Raw genomic sequence first — 18,007 nt, 5'->3', positions numbered from 1 at the left:
TGAACAACTTGAGGCTTTTTTATCGAATCATCAGGATGTAAACCTGATTAAAAATACAAAAAATATTAGGGTGATTATTACGAAAGGGCTCACCTCTTCCCATTCCGAACAGAGAAGTTAAGCCTTTCAGTGCCGATGGTACTGCTATTGCGGGAGAGTAGGTCATCGCCAGTTTTTATTTAAACTTCAAGATTTAGTTCTTGAGGTTTTTTTATGTTTTAAACTTTTAGTTAGCTAGAAAGTATTATGATAATTTTTACACCATTCAACTAAATAAGAATAAGTTTCATTCTTATTCTACGATTAACAAATTAAAAGAGAGCTTGATGATTTTAAAACAAAAAAGTTCGGAATATCACAAGATGTAATTATGTTAAATGAATATTTTCTAATTTGACTTTAATTGCTTAGTAATAGTCTCAGTTACTTTTTGATAATTTCGGTTAAAGTGATGATTACCACCCAAATAAATTATGTTTTTATTGGTTAAAGTAATTTTATTGTAGGGATAATTTTTTCCATAATCACTTAAAATAATAGATAAATGTAAGTTAGGTAATTGATTAATTTCTGGAATTGTATTCCATTTTCCGCTTACGTTTTCAAAAATTAAATTTTTGTAATGAATCTCAAGATCAGCAGTTTCATACGGATCTAAAAGAATAAGTTGATGAATTCGATCTTTGGTTTTTGTCGGAAGCTCATTGATAATAAATGGAATCGCATCAGCACCAAAAGAATAACCGATAAATACAACTTTTTGATTTTTGTGATTTTTGAACTTTTCTTCTAAAAATTGACTTAATATTTCAGCCGTTTTTTTAGGATCTCTTTCATTCCAAAAATAAACTTTAGAATTTAAAGCATAAATATCATAGCCTTTCTGATAAAGATTTTTACAAATTGATTTTGAAAAAGGTCCTAATCCAGCATCTCCACTTAAATAAAACAAGATAGGTTTAGTGTCATTTTTATTCTCCCATATTTTAAGCGGTAAAGGATCTTTGATATCCACATCATCTCCTTTTGTACGTACGATATACAAACCAATTGTAGTGATAATCAATCCAAATAATATGAGATTTTTAGTTTTCATCTTGAGGTTTCATAACTCTATTTAACGCTTGTGGAAGTTGAATAAGTTCCACTTCATTATCATAAATGATGTATTTGTTGATCCAATAATTGGCGTATTTTTCTTTGAAATCGCGCATTGTTTGATATTGTTTAAACGTCCCAATTCGTTGATAAGCAAATTTCATGAGTTGCTCGGCAATATTATTTGGTTTATCTAAACCAGCCAGAGGAGTTAAACCAATGTTGATATATTTCTTTTGATTTGCTTTGGCGCGATTAATTAATGCAATTATCACCGCATCCATACTACCATTTGGCGAATTGACAGTTCTTCGAAATAAATCGTAAGTCATCTCATCTTTTGCATAATCTGGAATAACATTCAGAAATGTAACCACTTTATTTTCTTCATTTCTCAGCGTAATAATCGTTTGATTTTTTAATATTCCTCTGTCAAATTTACCTTCTGCAAATACAATTTCTTTTTTATCAAATTCTTTTAACCATTCATTTGAGACAGATTCAATTTCATTTAAAAATTCTTCTGTCAAAGGAGGCAAAATAACTTCTGTTTTAAAACCTTTTTTCTCTAAAGTATTCAATGCATTTCGCATCGATTTACGTTCTTTACCTTGAAGATTAAAGGAATCAACTTCAATAATTCCTTCTTGACCAATTAATAAATATTGTTTTTTTAAATTTCTGAAATCAATTAAATCGTTTTCCGAAACTCGATAATAAGCAGTTTTCAAACCTTTTGTTTTGCAATAGTTCTCGAATTCTGAAATTAAATCTGATTTATGCTTTGCATCACATACAACATTATCCAAAACAATAGCAAAATTTAAACCGATTTTATACGCGACAAAACCATCAATATTTGAAGAAAAATAAAGAGTTTTATCATCCATTAATTTAAAATAATCTAATGCTGAATTACCATATTTTTCGACGATTTCTTCTGCTTCTTCATAATCCTGAATACCTTTTGTGTTATAATTTTTAGCTCTAAAAAATGCTAAAATCAATAATATCCAAGAACTAAATCCAAAAAAGATATTGATGTCTTTAAAATCTTCGGCAAAGGTTGTTCTCGGAACTAAATTGTTTTCGCTGAATAATAAGAAGTTTTGAAATGTATAATAAAAAGCTTGATTCCAAGAGAAATCTACACCAAAATGACGTTTATCAATGAAATAAAAACTTAAAACATTGTAAATAAAAATTGCAAAAAATGCCATTAAAAAAATAGAGAATCCTTGTCTTAATCGTTTCAAATTTGTTTTCAATGGATATTGATTCCTGCTGTAAATTAATAGCACGATTGTGAAAAATGCGAATCCAGCTTCTTCGTAATCCAATGCTTTGAATATATTTCCAAAAAATGAAAGTATGGCAAATATTAAAGCAAAAATCCATGCAGATTTTAATCCTTTGATGAGATAAGATGAAGTAATCAATAAAGCAATTCCGACAAATAGAATCATCAATTTTGAAAGATGCATGAATTCGATTGGTAAATACAATTTTTCGAAATGCAAACGTTCTGCAAGAGGAGGAGTGATGACTGAAATTATATTAATCATTCCTAATGTAAAAATCATAACAGCAGGAAAAATTCGTGCAAATAGTTTTCTTCCACGCCACATAAAACTCAAACATCCAAAACCTAAAGGCAGCCAAAATTCGAAAACGCGGTACAATAAAGTTGTAGCTAAACCTTGGTTATGAGAATAGCCGAATTGTGTTAAAATATACACCATCGTAAATTCTACAGCACCCAAACCTCTCAAAAAAGGCGAAATAATCATCAATAAAACAGAAATCGTATAAGCCAAAGCTGCTGCATCAAAAGTGGGTTGAATACCTAACGCTAACATTGCGATGTAGACGTGTAAAATCCCAGTAATTTCGATGATTGTTGAAATTAGAATTGTGAGATTAATATTTTTCCTGTCTAAAGAAGCTTCAAAAATTGGATTGATTTCTTCCGTAATCTTTGGAAATTTATTTTCTATAATTTGATAGAATTTATTTTTGGTTTTGAATGAGTTATAAATGAAATAAACTAGAATTAAAATTATGCCCAAAATGACTAATGATATCCACGAATCATTAAAATATTTGTTGACGTAAATACTATAAATAATGATAGGAACGCCAATGATGAAAACCGTTAATAATCCAATAAAACCATAAATAGAACTTGCCTGAATGATTTTATTTGTTTCAAATTGTTGCTTTTTGATTTGTTTGGGTAAATAAGCCAAAGAACTAATTCCGCCCGCTGGTAGAAAAACACTGATAAAATTTCGTTTGAGAAATAAATTGACAGCGTCCCAAAATTTAAGAGGTAAACCAACTGCTTTGAAACTTGTGATATACATTGCAGCTTGCAGCGAAATATAGAGAATCGTTATTCCGAAACCGATCAATAGCCAAATAGGTTTTGCGCTTTGAATACTCGGAATAATTTGCATCATTTCTTTGCGTTCGCTTCTGAAAAATACAAATGCGAGTAATAAAATAAGTATTGCTAAAACTTGTTGCCAAGGTATTTTTACATATTTTATAGATTTTGGAAACCTCATGTTTGTATGACATTGTTTAGTTCTATTAATTTATCAAAAAATTAAATATCAAAACTTATGATTTGCTTAAAAATAACTTATATTGAAAATAAAAATAAGATATGGAGACTGGATTAAATTTACGTCAAGCTATTTTGAATGATGCAGATAGAATTTGGGAAATTTTGCAACAAGCAATTGAGAAAAGAAAAGAGGAGGGAAGTAATCAATGGCAAAATGGTTATCCAAATCTAGATGTTGTAAAAAATGATATCTCAAATGGTTTTGGTTATATAATTGAGAATGTTGATAATCTAATCATAGGATATGTTGCAATTATTGATGAGATAGAACCTGCTTATACAGCAATTGAAGGAAAATGGATGAATGATGATCCATATATTGTCATACATCGATTGGCTGTTGCACAAGATGTTAAGATAAAAGGTTTAGGAACTTGGACGATGGATGAAATTGAAAAAATAGCAATTATAAAGAAAATACAGAATATAAAAGTTGATACCAACTTTGATAATATTGGAATGTTGCGTGTTTTTGAAAAGTTAGGTTATCATTATTGTGGCGAAGTTTATTTTGATGGAAGCCCAAGAAAAGCTTTTCAGAAAATTATTCAGAATTTAACATAATTGAATATTTTAGATAGAATTTAGAAAAACTAAATAATCAAATTGATAAAAAGATTCCTTTTTTGGAATCTTTTTTTATGAATTTGTATAGGGCAACTATGTTTAAAGTGTAAAATTAATATTTTAACCCCTAATTTTTATAGGGTGTAATTAAAAATAAATGATTTTATTTAAAAATAATCTAATTTTGATAGGGTTAAAATTAAAAACTTATGAAAGTTGGATTAAAATGGAAAGTAGCTTTTGCAATTATAACACTAGTTGCATTAGCTGGATTATTTTGGAAACCAGTTGTAGATATTCCAAATACAGGAGAATTCCTTAGCGAAGAAAATATTGTAAATTCAGATGTCGCCTGGATTTTAGCAGCTGCAGGATTGGTGTTATTGATGACGCCAGGTTTATCATTTTTTTATGGAGGAATGGTGGGGAAACGAAATGTTATTTCTACCATGTTGCAAAGTTTTATTGCCTTAGGTGTGATTTCGATTTTGTGGGTTGTAGTTGGGTTTTCACTGTCTTTTGGTGAATCAATCGGTTTTACAATAAATGGAGAACATTACGGAATTATTGGTAATCCATTAAGTTATCCATTTTTTAATCATGTCGGGGCATTTCCACACAAAGACATGGCATCTACAATTCCATTTGTCTTATTTGCATTGTTTCAAATGAAATTTGCAGTCATTACACCAGCGCTTGTAACAGGTTCTTTTGCTGAAAGAGTGCGTTTTATTTCATATTTGTTATTTATGATTTTGTTTAGTTTAATCATTTACACACCGCTTTGTCATATGGTTTGGCATCCAGAAGGTTTATTGAATAAATATTTTGGCGTAAAAGATTTTGCTGGAGGAACTGTTGTTCATATGAGTGCAGGATTTGCAGCATTAGCAGGAGCTTTGGTGATAGGTAAACGTAAAAACAGAGAACACAAACCTGCAAATATTCCATTTGTTATGCTTGGAACAGGAATGTTATGGTTCGGATGGTTTGGTTTCAATGCTGGTTCAGCTTTGGGAGCAAATGCCACAGCAGCTTTAGCTTTCGGAACAACAACAATTGCTTCTGCTTCTGGAATGATGACATGGATACTTTTTGATAGAATTAATGGTCGTAGCGTTTCTGCTATGGGAGCATGTATAGGGGCTGTAGTTGGATTAGTAGCAATCACTCCAGCTTGTGGATTTGTTACAATTCCTGAAAGTATATTTTTTGGCTTTATTACTGCTATTGTCTCAAATGTAATGGTTCATTGGAAAGTATTAAAACGAGTTGACGATACTTTAGATGTTTTTGCATGTCATGGTGTCGGAGGAATAATGGGAATGATTTTGACAGCTATTTTTGCACATGGTGAAAATGCGAGTTTGTTACATGGCGGGGTGGATGTGTTTGCACATCATATGATTGCTTTGTTGTTTGTCTCGTTATTTACTTTTTTCGGTGCGATTGCTTTATTTTATATTACGGATAAAATGATTCACTTACGTGTGAGTGATAGAGCAGAGTTCGAAGGATTAGATTTGTCGCAACACGAGGAAAGTTTACATTAATTAAACAATGATATTATAAAAAAATCCGACTACTTTTTGTAGTCGGATTTTCAATTTATACTAATCCAGCACGCTTTAATAAAGCATCTGCTGTTGGTTTATGACCTCTAAATTCTTCGTACAATTTCATCGGTTCTACTGTTCCTCCAGATGATAAAAGTTTATAGAATTTTTGAGCTGTTTCTGGATTGAAAATTCCAGTTTCTTGGAAGAATGCAAAGGCATCTGCATCCAAAACTTCTGCCCATTTATATGAATAATAACCAGATGAATATCCACCTTGAAAAATATGAGAGAAGGATGTACTCATCATATTTTTATCAATTTCTGGATACAACTCTGTTTGTTTGAAAGTTTCTTTTTCAAATTGTTGTAAATCATTGATTTCAGCCAAATCATTCGCATGATAAGCCATATCCAATAATCCAAAACTCAATTGACGAACAGTTTGATAACCTTCCATAAAACTTGAAGAAGCTTTTACTTTTTCAATTAATTCTTGCGGAATAATTTCTCCTGTTTGATAATGTTTTGCAAATAATTTTAAAGCTTCTGGTTCGTAACAAAAGTTTTCGTAAAATTGAGAGGGTAATTCAACAAAATCCCAATAAACATTTGTTCCAGAAAGACTTTCGTACGTTGTATTTGGTAACATTCCGTGTAGCGCATGTCCAAATTCGTGGAACAATGTTGTCACTTCCTGAAATGTCAATAATGACGGGGTGTCTTTCGTTGGTTTTGTAAAATTACAAACAATCGAAACGTGCGGACGTTTGGTATTTCCATTCACATTAGAGGCTTCTCTGTAACTTGTCATCCAAGCACCAGGGCGTTTTCCTGCACGCGGGAAAAAGTCTGCATACAATAAACTTAAGAACGCTCCATTTTTATCTAGAACTTCATAAGTTGTTACTTCATCGTTGTATTTATCAATATTATGAATTTCTTTAAATGTAATTCCATATAATTTTGTCGCCACATCAAAAGCTCCTTGAATCACATTTTCTAACTGAAAATAAGGTTTCAATTCTTCGTCAGAAAGACTGAATTTTTTCTGTTTTAGTTTTTCAGCATAGTACGCATGATCCCAACGTTGCAATGTTTCAATCCCATCAGTTTCTTTTGCAAATGCAGTTAATTCCTCAATTTCTTTTTCCGCAAATGGTTTTGCTTTCGTTAATAAATCATTCAAGAAATCTAAAACAGTTGTTGGTGTTTTTGCCATACGTTCTTCCAAAACATAATCAGCATGCGTTTTATAACCTAATATTTTAGCACGTTCGTGACGAAGTTTTACGATATTTTTGACATTTTCTTCGTTATTAAATTCATTATTTTGATAAGCTTTTACACCATTTGCTCTAAACAATTTTTCTCTTAATTCACGGTTTTCTGCGTATTGCATAAATGGAATATAGCTTGGTGCTTGCAACGTAATCAACCAACCTTCGTGATTTTTTTGTTCTGCATCGGCTTTTGCTTGATCAATAGCATATTGAGGTAAACCTTTCAAATCATTTTCATCAGTAATAATCAATTCGTATGCATTTGTTTCAGCCAAAACATTTTGTCCAAATTGCAACGATAACATCGAAAGCTGTTTGTCTATTTCGCGTAATTTATTTTTGTCTTCTTCGTTTAGGTTTGCACCATTTCTAGAAAAACCTTTGTATTTTTTTTCTAATAAATAAGCTTGTTCATCGGTTAAAATCAACGATTCCTTTTGATTATAAACGATTTTAATTCGTTCAAATAAATCTTGATTTAAGCGAACATCATTTCCAAATTCAGATAATAAAGGCGAAACTTCTTGTGCAATTTCTTGAATTTCATCATTCGTTTCAGCAGAATTAAGGTTGAAGAAAATAGAAGAAATTCGTCCTAATTTTTCACCAGAAAGTTCCATTGCTTCAATTGTATTTGCAAAAGTTGGCGCTTCAGGATTCGCAGTAATTGCATCTATTTCTGCTTTCGCCTCTTCAATTGCTTGGATAAAAGCAGGTTTGTAATCTTCATTTTTGATTTTAGAAAAAGGAGCACTTTCAAAAGGTGTTTCAAATTTTTCTAATAACGGATTTGTCATTTATAGTGTATTTTTTTAGTTAAAATATATTTGTTTGAACTCTTTCAAATTCTAATCCAAATGTAAGAAATCTGACAAATCGTCAAATTTAATGTGTGATTAATTTGGAGTTATTTACATTTGTTTTAAAAGTAATCAATTATGAGTTTAGCCTTAATATTCAATCAAAAATCAACAGAAGAATGGCAAAGAAATTTACAAGAATTGTTGCCAGATACGAAAGTTGAAGTTTATCCAAATATCTCAAATCTAGAAGATGTAGAATTTATTGCAACTTGGAAACCGCACAAAAATTATGTGGCTGAATTTCCAAATCTAAAAGTTGTACAATCTGTTGGAGCAGGAATTGACCATTTGTTGCATACCAAAATTCCAGATTCAATAAAGGTAACACGTATTGTTGATCCTGCTTTGAAGCAAGAAATGTTTGAGCATGTTTTGGCTTGTGTTATGACTTCAATGAAAAATCTATTGACGTATTATAAAGATCAAGTTCGTAAAGAGTGGAAGCCTACTATTTATCAAAATATCAAGGAAACAACTATTACTATTTTAGGATTAGGTGAAATCGGAAAGTTAGTAGCAGAGCAATTTGTTGCGTTAGGTTTTCAAGTCAAAGGTTGGTCGAATTCGCCAAAAAATATAAATGGAGTAGAATCTTTTTCTGGAAAAGAAGGCTTGAATGCTGCGATTTCTAAAACTAATTTTATTGTCAATATTTTGCCTTTGACAGATGATACAGAAGGTATTTTGAATAAAGACTTTTTTAAAGAATGTTCAGTTCATGCAGTTTTGATTAATGTTGGTCGTGGAGCACATTTGGTCGAAAAGGATTTATTAATTGCAATCGAAGAAAAACAAATAAAAGAGGCTTATTTAGATGTTTTTGTAGAAGAACCTTTACCAGAAAATCACCCTTTTTGGACGAATGAAAATGTTTATGTAACACCTCATATTGCGAGTGTTACAAATGCAACAACTGCTCTAAAACAAGTTGCAGATAACTACAACAGAATGAAAAATAACGAAACTTTATTGAATGAAGTTTCATTAGAAAGAGGTTATTAGATATACCAAAATGACGTAAGATTTTGTTAAAAAGACGCATTTGTGTTTTTACTTGTCAAAAAAATCTTTTAACATTGTATTAGAAATAATAAAAGCTAAAAATGAGTGATTATATTCAACTTTATTCAATTAATAATATTTTAAGAACTTACAAAGAAGAAGCTACCGATCGTCGGTTAGCAATCTTTGATGTAGGTCCTGAAAACAATTATTATTTTGTAAAACGAAAACCTTATAAGTTTACTTCGCTTGGGTTGATTTTAATTACTGCAGGAACATGTGAAATCACGGTAAATTTAGAACCAACATTGATCAAACGTGATGATATTATTGTGGTTCTTCCAGGTCAGTTGTTCGAGATTATAGAGCATTCGGCTGATTTTGCTGTTCAAGCAATCTTTATTGATTCAGATTTGATTATTGAAGCTGGTTTTCACGTGAAATCCAATAATTTAGTAGAATTTTTATCGTCCAAATATCCTAAAATCATTTCTTTAGATAAAAAGATTGTACGTGATATGCGCTACAATCTGAATAAGATTAGTAAATATACCATCAAGAATGAAAATATCTTTGCAAAAGATTTGGTTTTACATCACTTTTCAGTTATGATGTATGAGATGGGAAATTACTACAACCAAGCTGTAACGGCAAAAAGTACAACGAAAGAAGTCAGAAAGGAGGAATTGGCTAAGCAGTTTTTGTATTTAGTTTCAACTCATTTTCGTCGTCAGCGTAATGTACAATTTTATGCAGATGAAATGTTTATTAGTCGTAAACATTTGACTAAAATTATTGTCGAAGTCTTTAATAAATCACCCAAACAAATCATTGCTGAAGCCATTGTATTAGAGGCAAAAGTCTTGCTAAAGAACCCAAAAAATAGTGTTTCTGATGTTGTGACAGAATTAAATTTTATAGATACCTCAGTTTTTAGTAAATTTTTCAAAAATTATGCCGGTGTTTCTCCAAGAACTTTCATAGCTTCTAATTAATAATTGATGTAAATCAATGTAAATGTGAAAACTTTCTAAAAGCGTCTTTCTGACATATTATTACGTTTATTTCGCTAACTAATTTGTTAAATTGAATAGACCTTTGTTGCTCAAATTTTAATTGATGCGTCTTTTAGTAGATAATCGATACATGAGATTTGAATGAAAAGAATTTTATGGTGGTAGATTTTACAAAAAAAATATTTGCACATATTTCAGCAATAGGTGGTTATGTGCCAGAGAATAAACGAACTAATTCCGATTTAGAAAAGATTACAGACACTTCTGATGAATGGATTGTAAAAAGAACGGGAATTAAAGAACGTCGTATTTTAGAGGAAGGTTTAGCGACTTCTGATATGGCGGTTAGTGCAATTGAGAATTTAATTGATACATACAAAAAAGACATCAAAGATGTTGATGCGTTGATTGTTGCGACTTCTACACCAGATATGTTGATGCCTGCTACAGCGAATATTGTATGCGAAAAATTAGGAATAGAGAATGTTTGGGCATTTGATATGAATGCGGCTTGTTCTGGATTTTTATATGCGTTGGACATGGGCGCTTCGTTGATTGAAAGTAGTCGTTACAAAAATGTTCTGGTCATTGGTGCGGATAAAATCAGTGCGTATGTAGACATCAAAGATCGTTCGACAAATATTTTGTTTGGAGACGGTGCAGGAGTGGTTTGGTTAGAGCCTACAAACGAAGAAGGAATTTTAGATGCTTTGTTACTGAGTAACGGAACTGGAAAAGAATTCTTGAATATAGAAGGAGGTGGTTCTTTGTATCCAGCGAGTTCACAGTTGTTGGTTGATGAGAAGCGTTACATTAGACAAGATGGAAAAATTGTATTCAAAAATGCAATTCAATCAATGAGTGATACCTGTGTCAATGTTTTGAAACGCAACGATTTTTCTGTTGAAGATGTAAATTGGTTGGTTCCGCATCAAGCGAATAAACGAATTATTGACGCTGTTGGTAATGAAATTAATATTGAAGAAGGTAAAACTTTAATCAATATTGAAAATTACGGAAACACAATTGCAGCGACAATTCCGTTGTGTATTTGGGAAAATACATCAAAATTAAAGAAAGGAGATTTATTGATGTTGACAGCCTTTGGCGCAGGTTTCTCTTGGGGAGCAAGCTTATTGCGTTGGACAATTTAATCAATAAAAATCATATATTTTTGTTCATAAAGAACGGCAAGAAATTGTCGTTCTTTTTTTATTGTAAACCATTAAATTCTTCACCACATTTCTTGCATTTGAACACGTTTTTGTAGTAAATAGGGTAAACCCAAAATATGATAGAAGATAATAAAGAAAGTAAGCCTTTTCCACCTTTCATCGACTTGTAATTGCTGTAATACTCATTGCTTCCACACTTTGGGCAAACAAGAATTTCGTCCAAATCATTGGTGTAATTTGAAGCATCAATTTCTTCCAATACTTTCATGGCACGATCAGTATCTTCTTTCTTAATTTTTACTTTCACACCACCAATTGCATTCGATAAAAACTGATTCATACCAACCGAATGTTCATCAAAAACAAAAGCATCAATTTGTTCACTTTCTAATTTCGAACGTAAAATATGTGCTTCAATAGGGCTTTCAAATGTTTTTAATGTAATAAGTTCCATGCTAATTGTGTTAAATATTCAATTCAATATCCGATATAAAAATAGTTCTTTTTATCTTAATGTCTTAAATTTTTTAGTAGATGAAAAATGTAATTCAATGTTTATTTTTAATTGTATTGATGATGAATACGACAAATGCGCAAAACCTAAAACAAGTTGCTTATAAAGATGGTTCGCAAAAATTGAACGGTTTAGTAACTGATAATACGACAAAGAAAAGTCCAGGAGTTTTGATTTTACCGGCTTGGAAAGGAGCTGATAACGAAGCAAAACAAGCTGCAATAGATTTAGCAAAAGAAGGCTATATTGCGTTTGTTGCGGATATTTATGGAGAAGGAAACAATCCGAAAGATAATGCGGAAGCGGCTAAAATAGCAGGAAAATACAAGTCTGATTATGCAGCTTATCAAAAACGAATTGATTTGGCGTTGAAAGAGTTAATCAAAGCTGGTGCAGATCCAAGTAAAATTGCTGTAATTGGTTATTGTTTTGGAGGAACAGGCGCATTAGAAGCTGCTCGTGTGCAATTAGCTGTTGTTGGCGTTGTTTCTATTCATGGTGGATTAGCAAAAGATTCGGCTCGAAAAAATATTCCTCTTAAAACAAAAGTTTTGATTGAACATCCTGCTGAAGATGAATCTGTAAAACCCGAAGATATTTCGAATTTAGTAATTGAAATGAACGAAGGAAAAACAGATTGGCAAATGATAACTTACGCAAATTCAAAACACACGTTTACCAATCCAGAATCACCTGATTATAATAAAGTAATGGCAGATAGAGCTTGGGAACATACATTATTGTTTTTAGAAGAAGTATTGAAATAAAACCGTCAATTCGAATGAGATTCTTTTTAGAATTTTGTATCGAGAATAAGGTTTTAGAAGATAAAATTTATCTTAATTCTAATAAAAACCGTAATATGTAAATCTACTGAATAAACAATTGTATCATTTCATACCAAAAAGCAGCTGTAAAAAAGCCTACAATAATACTGATACCAATAATCAAATTGGTTAGTTTGGTGTTGAGTTTAAATTGTTCCGCAATAATACTCGATGTCACTAATGTAGGCATTGCAGCTTCAAAAATAGAGATTTTAGCCACATCACCTTTTATTCCAATTACGATGGCTAAAAGCATTACAACTGCAGGCGCAATCATTAATTTGTAAACCATAGACATCGAAATTTGTGACCATAATTTTCTCCAACCATTAAACTTTAATTGCAATCCAACCGAAAATAAAGCCAATGGACCTACGGTTGCAGCTAATTTGTCGAAGAAAGGTTCGGCAGGAGATAAGTCGATAAATTGAGATAAAATCAATGCACTAATACAACCTAAAAATGGGGGGAAAGTAAATAATCGTTTCAAGATAAATTTAGAATCTATTGCTCCAGATCCATTGCTTCCTCCTTTTAATGCAGAAACTATTCCGATGGTTGACAAGCACAAAAACATGGTTTGATCACAAATAATCGCAATACTTAAATATTTTTCTCCATAAAATGCTGAGATCAAAGGGAAACCAATAAAAGAGGTATTGCTATAGCCGCTTGCCAATTCCAATGTTCTTCTCGATCTCTCCGAATATCCTTTTGCTTTGCTGTAGAATTTCATGTAAAACAAACTTCCAACGGCAATAATGACAGTAGAAAAGATAGGAAATAACATTTCTTGCGACCATTCTACTTTTGGTAAATACTTAAACGAGACTGCTGGTAAAGCTAAATATAAGATCCATGTATTGATCCCTTTATGAGCATCAGGATGTATAGATTTTGTTGCTTTAAACACCATTCCCGCGATTATACAGACTGCGATTAATATAAAGTTTACCATTTTTAGATATTTGGAATGCAAAGTTACAATCCAAATTTTTTTTACCCTTAAGATATCACTTTTTATTCAATGCTTATTTTTTATAAAATGGCAAGATTAGATATATTTAATTTATTATTATCTAAAATTACTTTTGAATAATGATTTTCATTTTCCAAAATAGCTGTAAATGGAGCAGGAATTATTGTATCAGTTGTAGGAAACTAAGTTGTTTTAATAAAATAATTTAGTAATAATATTTTCCCTTCATCTGAGCCATTAGTACCAAAAGTATCAAAATCTCCTTTTCAGAATTTAGATGTTGTTTTCTATTATAATATATGATTAGTTGCTTCAATATAAGTTGTAGGTAAACCAATTTCAGAAATTCCAAAAATAGAATGTTGATCAAATTCTGCTTAGTTCTCATAAGCTAAATATATTCTTCATTCGATTTTACAAAAGTTAATCTTGTCCAACCAACTTGTAAACTAAACTGATTATCGGTTTCTTCAATTAACTCAAAAGCTAGAATAGTTGTATAAAATGATTTTGTTTTTTCTAGCTCATTTGTAAACAATTGTAATTCTCTTATTTTCATTCTGCGATTTTTTATAAAATTAAATCAACAAAAAAGAAGAAAATAACAAGTTGAATTGATTTAATTAATTGCGTTATAAGAAAACTGTTTAATCTACTTCATACTCCAATAAGGCGAGATATGGATTACCTTTTAACTCAAGAACTTTTGCAAAAGCAGGTTCAGTTTTGTACCCATTCTTTTTAAGTTCGATGATTTTGTTTTTGAATGGTTCGTCAAATTTTTCAAGTAGTTTCGCCTCAATGAGCATATGTCGATAGGCATTTTGTTCGGTTGGAATCTTATTCTCTAAATAAATCTCAATTTCAAACGTATCAATTCTAAAATTACAAGTCAAACAAATTTCGTTATTGTTTATTAATTGATTGATTTTAAATTCAAAATAATGAGAAAAATTCTCGGTTAAATGATTTGTAGCGTTTTCAAAATTAGATGTTTCACCAATAATATCAATGTCACTATTTTCAATATTGATTTCAATCGGAATTGTACCTACTACAATAGGTTTGTATGTGTCAAGTTTTTCTAAAATTTGATGATTGCGCAACAAATGAAACACATTGTGTTGTATTTCATTTCCGTGTTCTAAATAATCAATGGTAAGAAAATTTTGCATCATTTTATTCTCATCATAGTTACCAAAGAAGTAGCCACATGCGTTTCTTTGTTCGTTGTTTCGTCAACTACAAAAATCTCTGTGCGTATGGTGCTTATCTTTTTTCCGCCTTTTATCACATAGGCTTTTGATAGTAAATAGCCACCCAAAGCAGGTCGTAAATAATTCACCTTTAACTCAACTGTTACCACATAACAATCGTCGTCATAGTGAGAAACAGCAGCATAACCAGATGAAACATCAACCAAAGAAGCAATCATAGCACCATTAAACATTCCGTGCTTACGTGTCATCATTTCTTGTTTCGGAATCTTAATCGAAACATAGTCCGTTTCGCATTCGATAAGTGATGCGTTATAAAATTTTAAGGTTTCCGAACGATTAAAACTTGCTTCTACTAATTCTCTTTTTTCTGGCGTCATATAAAATTGCTTTCAACAAATATAGAGATTTGTCGAAAGCAATTTCAGTTATGCAGTTACGTTATTCAAGTTTTCTTCTTTGATAATTGTATTTTGATGCGACAAAATTACTTTATCCAAACCGCGATAATAATTCCCTTTGTCGACGGTAATCAATAAATTATTTTTCGGAATATTATTGATAATCTTATCATTCGGGAAATGTTGTTTCGAGTTTTTGAAAGTAATAAATACATCATCTTCAGTTAGATTTTTGACATCTTCTTCCGAAATAATATCAATCAATTCATAAGGTAAATAAAGTTGATCGAAGATATAATGAAACGTTTTAAGGCGTTTTCCGTTCAATTCTTTGCTATGTTGCAAAAAGTTTCTCAATCTATGTACAACAGCGTAGAAATTACCTACCAAAGGCGGTTTGGGAATATTACGTTCGAACAAGCAACCGTCGATTAAACTAAGCGGAAGTTTAATGTTCAATTCATCTGTTTTTACATTGTATAGATGGCGATAATCCAAACTTCTTTTCTTGAATTCTTCGATAATATGATCTTTTAGCGCAGGAACTGTAATAGGCAATTGTTGATTGATAAAATCGACCAATTTTTCATCTGATATAGGAGCTAAATTAAGCTCAGAAATGTTTTGTGACATACAATAAATAGTTAAAATAAAACAATTATTGTATTTCGATAATAGGGGATTTTTCGTTGTTTTTGGATGAACTCCCGTATTGTTTTACCACCGTGGAGACTCCTCTCGGTTGGTATCGTTTTCTACGATTCGAAATACGGTGTAAAACTACATAAAAAATTGAATATGTAGTAATCTATTCTAATAATTTTATTTTAAAACGATTATTTAGAGTTAAATAAATACTTCTAGTCAAGCTAAATTTATTTCAGCTTCGCACTCAAAAAAAGATGTTTCGGCAAGCTCAACAAGACAGTAGATGTCATTCTGAATGTAGCTTTAGCGGAATGAAGAATCTAAACTTTTCCAGTAGAAGATGTTTCGGCAAGCTCAACATGACAGTTACTAATGGTAGTTTGTTATTCCAAGGTATCGAGGAATCTATTTCTATGTTTCTATGTGGTTAAAACTTTTATGTTCTGAATTAGATGTGACCCTGAAACAAGTTCAGGGTGACTTAAGGAGTCCGTCAAGTTGAATTCATTTCAACTTCTCATTAAGAAAACACCTCTATAATCTCCTCAAGGAGATATTTTTCACGTATTGTCATTCTGAATGTAGCTTTAGCGGAATGAAGAATCTAAACTTTTCCAGTAGAAGATGTTTCGGCAAGCTCAACATGACAGTTACCAATGGTAGTTTGTTATTCCAAGGTATCGAGGAATCTATTTCTATGTCTCTATGTGGTTAAAATTTTTATGTTTTGAATTAAATGCGACCCTGAAACAAGTTTAGGGGGACCACTTCGCTATTAAAAATAGAGATTTAGAAAATTTTACAAATAATTAAGATAAATTTAATTGTTTGCCGAAAATTATTTTATACATTTGAATAACAAAGTAATTAAAAAATGAAGTTTACGTGCTTATATATGTCGATTCGCAAACAGGTTTGGAATATCCAGACGTGGGAAAGTCATGTATACTAAAAAGAGATTTTATTTTTTAATATATTTTAGGTTTCCCCGTCGATTTTCGATGGGGATTTTTTTTAAACAAAAACAACAATTACCAATATAAAATTAAAAACAATGCAAAGTTTACAACAAGTAACGATCCCAGTTTGGCCCTTAGAGGACAACACAATCTTAAACAATGTTTCGGTAACATTTCAACTTTTTGGACTTCCATTAGGAACAGCTCCAGTCATTTTGATTAACCATTCCTTACATGGAGATTCAGATTGTACCTATCATTGGGATGGAGTCATGGGGAAAAACAAAGCAATTGATCTTAATGAGTATACGGTAATCTGTATAGATATTCCTGGAAATGGCGTTTCCGAAACCATAAAGTACGACTATATTCCACGCGATCACATTACAGCACGCGATGTAGCGGTATTGTTTTGGTTGACGTTATTTGAATTGGAAGTAGACGAGATTTTTGCCATTATTGGTGCAGATTTAGGTGGAGGATTAGCGTGGGAAATGGCATGTTTGTATCCAAATAAGGTGCTGAATATTATTCCGATAGCAGCAAGTCCTAAGACTACAGATTGGTTGGTAAAAGAGCCAACAGCTAAAAGCGAATACCTGAAATCTATTTTTTATTCGATAGATATATCACGCAATAGAGGCAATATATTGCAAGTTTCGCAATACATCAAATCAAAAATACATGTGATTTATGTGAAGAATGGAAACTTGTTCAACAAAGCAGAATTGAAACGTTATTACGCCAAACTGCAAGAGTTTAACAAACATGTACAGTTCCACGAAATAGAACAAATAGAAGACAACGAATTACTAAAAGCAAACATCGATAAGGTTGAAAAAATAGTAGACGGTATCCTCGAAAAAGAGTTTATCAATAATGTCGCATAAAAACTAAAGCTCCTGATAAGGAGCTTTTTTTTAGTGAATTTTATATAATATATTAAGAAATAGTCTTCTTGTCTAAATTTATAATTTCTTTGTCTAATAATTCTTTAAATAAATCAATAGTATTATCAATATATTTTCTTGGATTACCAGAAGCAGTTATATAAAATTTGTTTAATTTATTAACTATTTCATTATATTTTAAATCATAATTGTCAGAATCATAACTATCAATAAGAGTCTTATACCAATTTATTGAGTTATGGGTTAATTTTCCATATTTTAAAGGAGTTTTATATTTAAAGAAAGATTTGTATAAGTATTTTAAATCTTTCAAATTTTCATGATTTTCTAATAAATAATACCCGTTGTGCATTTTGATT

At 31.1% G+C, this 18,007-nt stretch carries 17 protein-coding genes, 1 rRNA gene and 1 riboswitch; of the genes, 8 read left to right on the top strand and 10 right to left on the bottom strand.

The annotated features are described in order from the left end of the window. The first annotated feature begins 66 nt into the window (after positions 1-66). Positions 67-174 (top strand): 5S ribosomal RNA (rrf, locus tag B3578_RS05875). 214 nt (positions 175-388) lie between these two features. Here rrf and B3578_RS05870 read toward each other — a convergent pair. Together B3578_RS05870 and B3578_RS05865 are read right to left on the bottom strand one after the other, a co-directional pair. Further along, positions 389-1,096, bottom strand: coding sequence for a virulence factor (locus tag B3578_RS05870; protein ID WP_219035223.1), 708 nt, complete (start codon positions 1,094-1,096; stop codon positions 389-391). Beyond that, the gene (locus B3578_RS05865; protein ID WP_291047279.1) at positions 1,086-3,668 is read right to left on the bottom strand and encodes a flippase-like domain-containing protein; all 2,583 of its coding nucleotides are present in this window, start codon (positions 3,666-3,668) and stop codon (positions 1,086-1,088) included. Before B3578_RS05865 ends, B3578_RS05870 begins: the two co-directional genes overlap by 11 nt. A 101-nt stretch (positions 3,669-3,769) precedes the next feature. On the opposite strand from B3578_RS05865, the gene B3578_RS05860 reads away from it, so the two are divergent. Both B3578_RS05860 and B3578_RS05855 read left to right on the top strand, forming a co-directional pair. Next, positions 3,770-4,294 (top strand): GNAT family N-acetyltransferase, encoded by a 525-nt coding sequence (locus B3578_RS05860; protein WP_115001191.1) that lies wholly within the window; start codon positions 3,770-3,772, stop codon positions 4,292-4,294. A gap of 212 nt (positions 4,295-4,506) precedes the next feature. After that, positions 4,507-5,850 (top strand): ammonium transporter, encoded by a 1,344-nt coding sequence (locus tag B3578_RS05855; RefSeq protein WP_115001189.1) that lies wholly within the window; start codon positions 4,507-4,509, stop codon positions 5,848-5,850. Positions 5,851-5,905: 55 nt separating this feature from the next. Here B3578_RS05855 and B3578_RS05850 read toward each other — a convergent pair whose 3' ends face one another. Beyond that, a complete protein-coding gene (locus B3578_RS05850; RefSeq protein ID WP_219035221.1) occupies positions 5,906-7,933 on the bottom strand; it encodes a M3 family metallopeptidase in 2,028 nt (675 codons plus the stop codon). 141 nt (positions 7,934-8,074) lie between these two features. Here B3578_RS05850 and B3578_RS05845 point away from each other — a divergent pair, with 141 nt between their 5' ends. The 3 genes from B3578_RS05845 (at position 8,075) to B3578_RS05835 (ending at position 11,171) form a co-directional block, all read left to right on the top strand. Further along, entirely contained in the window at positions 8,075-9,001 is a 927-nt protein-coding gene (locus B3578_RS05845) for a 2-hydroxyacid dehydrogenase (RefSeq protein WP_291047275.1), read from the top strand. A 101-nt stretch (positions 9,002-9,102) separates the two neighbouring features. After that, a complete protein-coding gene (locus B3578_RS05840) occupies positions 9,103-9,996 on the top strand; it encodes a helix-turn-helix domain-containing protein (protein WP_291047273.1) in 894 nt (297 codons plus the stop codon). A gap of 176 nt (positions 9,997-10,172) precedes the next feature. Further along, positions 10,173-11,171 carry a beta-ketoacyl-ACP synthase III gene (locus B3578_RS05835; protein ID WP_291047271.1) on the top strand — a complete coding sequence of 333 codons (999 nt, stop codon included), beginning with the start codon at positions 10,173-10,175 and terminating at the stop codon, positions 11,169-11,171. A gap of 58 nt (positions 11,172-11,229) precedes the next feature. Here the strand turns inward: B3578_RS05835 and B3578_RS05830 are convergent, their stop codons facing one another. Then, positions 11,230-11,646 (bottom strand): DUF2007 domain-containing protein, encoded by a 417-nt coding sequence (locus B3578_RS05830; RefSeq protein ID WP_115001183.1) that lies wholly within the window; start codon positions 11,644-11,646, stop codon positions 11,230-11,232. Positions 11,647-11,726: 80 nt separating this feature from the next. Between B3578_RS05830 and B3578_RS05825 the strand changes: the two genes are divergently transcribed. Then, complete coding sequence (locus tag B3578_RS05825; protein ID WP_291047268.1) at positions 11,727-12,473, top strand: dienelactone hydrolase family protein; 747 nt, start codon at positions 11,727-11,729, stop codon at positions 12,471-12,473. 103 nt (positions 12,474-12,576) lie between these two features. Here B3578_RS05825 and B3578_RS05820 read toward each other — a convergent pair whose 3' ends face one another. The 5 genes from B3578_RS05820 to B3578_RS05800 form a co-directional block, all read right to left on the bottom strand. Beyond that, positions 12,577-13,491, bottom strand: coding sequence for an AEC family transporter (locus tag B3578_RS05820; RefSeq protein ID WP_038337191.1), 915 nt, complete (start codon positions 13,489-13,491; stop codon positions 12,577-12,579). 412 nt (positions 13,492-13,903) lie between these two features. After that, positions 13,904-14,071 carry a VOC family protein gene (locus tag B3578_RS05815; protein WP_219035215.1) on the bottom strand — a complete coding sequence of 56 codons (168 nt, stop codon included), beginning with the start codon at positions 14,069-14,071 and terminating at the stop codon, positions 13,904-13,906. An 88-nt stretch (positions 14,072-14,159) separates the two neighbouring features. Then, positions 14,160-14,687: a DUF4269 domain-containing protein gene (locus B3578_RS05810; protein ID WP_185144466.1), complete on the bottom strand. Its 528-nt coding sequence runs from the start codon at positions 14,685-14,687 to the stop codon at positions 14,160-14,162. Then, positions 14,687-15,109, bottom strand: a complete 423-nt coding sequence (locus tag B3578_RS05805; protein WP_291047265.1) for a PaaI family thioesterase — start codon at positions 15,107-15,109, stop codon at positions 14,687-14,689. The genes B3578_RS05810 and B3578_RS05805 overlap by 1 nt, the downstream gene beginning before the upstream one ends. Before the next feature lie 48 nt (positions 15,110-15,157). Next, positions 15,158-15,763 carry a hypothetical protein gene (locus B3578_RS05800; RefSeq protein WP_115001178.1) on the bottom strand — a complete coding sequence of 202 codons (606 nt, stop codon included), beginning with the start codon at positions 15,761-15,763 and terminating at the stop codon, positions 15,158-15,160. Positions 15,764-15,811: 48 nt separating this feature from the next. Beyond that, positions 15,812-15,906, bottom strand: a riboswitch (SAM-I-IV-variant riboswitch). A 926-nt stretch (positions 15,907-16,832) separates the two neighbouring features. Between B3578_RS05800 and B3578_RS05795 the strand changes: the two genes are divergently transcribed. After that, a complete protein-coding gene (locus tag B3578_RS05795; protein WP_291047262.1) occupies positions 16,833-17,627 on the top strand; it encodes an alpha/beta fold hydrolase in 795 nt (264 codons plus the stop codon). Between the two features lie 52 nt (positions 17,628-17,679). Here the strand turns inward: B3578_RS05795 and B3578_RS05790 are convergent. Continuing rightward, the coding region (locus B3578_RS05790; protein ID WP_291047261.1) for a hypothetical protein at positions 17,680-18,007 on the bottom strand (328 nt) is incomplete at its 5' end.

It is taken from the genome of Empedobacter sp. UBA1574, assembly GCF_002322895.1.
In the GTDB taxonomy this organism is placed as follows: domain Bacteria; phylum Bacteroidota; class Bacteroidia; order Flavobacteriales; family Weeksellaceae; genus Empedobacter; species Empedobacter falsenii_B.
This window is presented reverse-complemented; position numbering and strand designations above follow the sequence as displayed.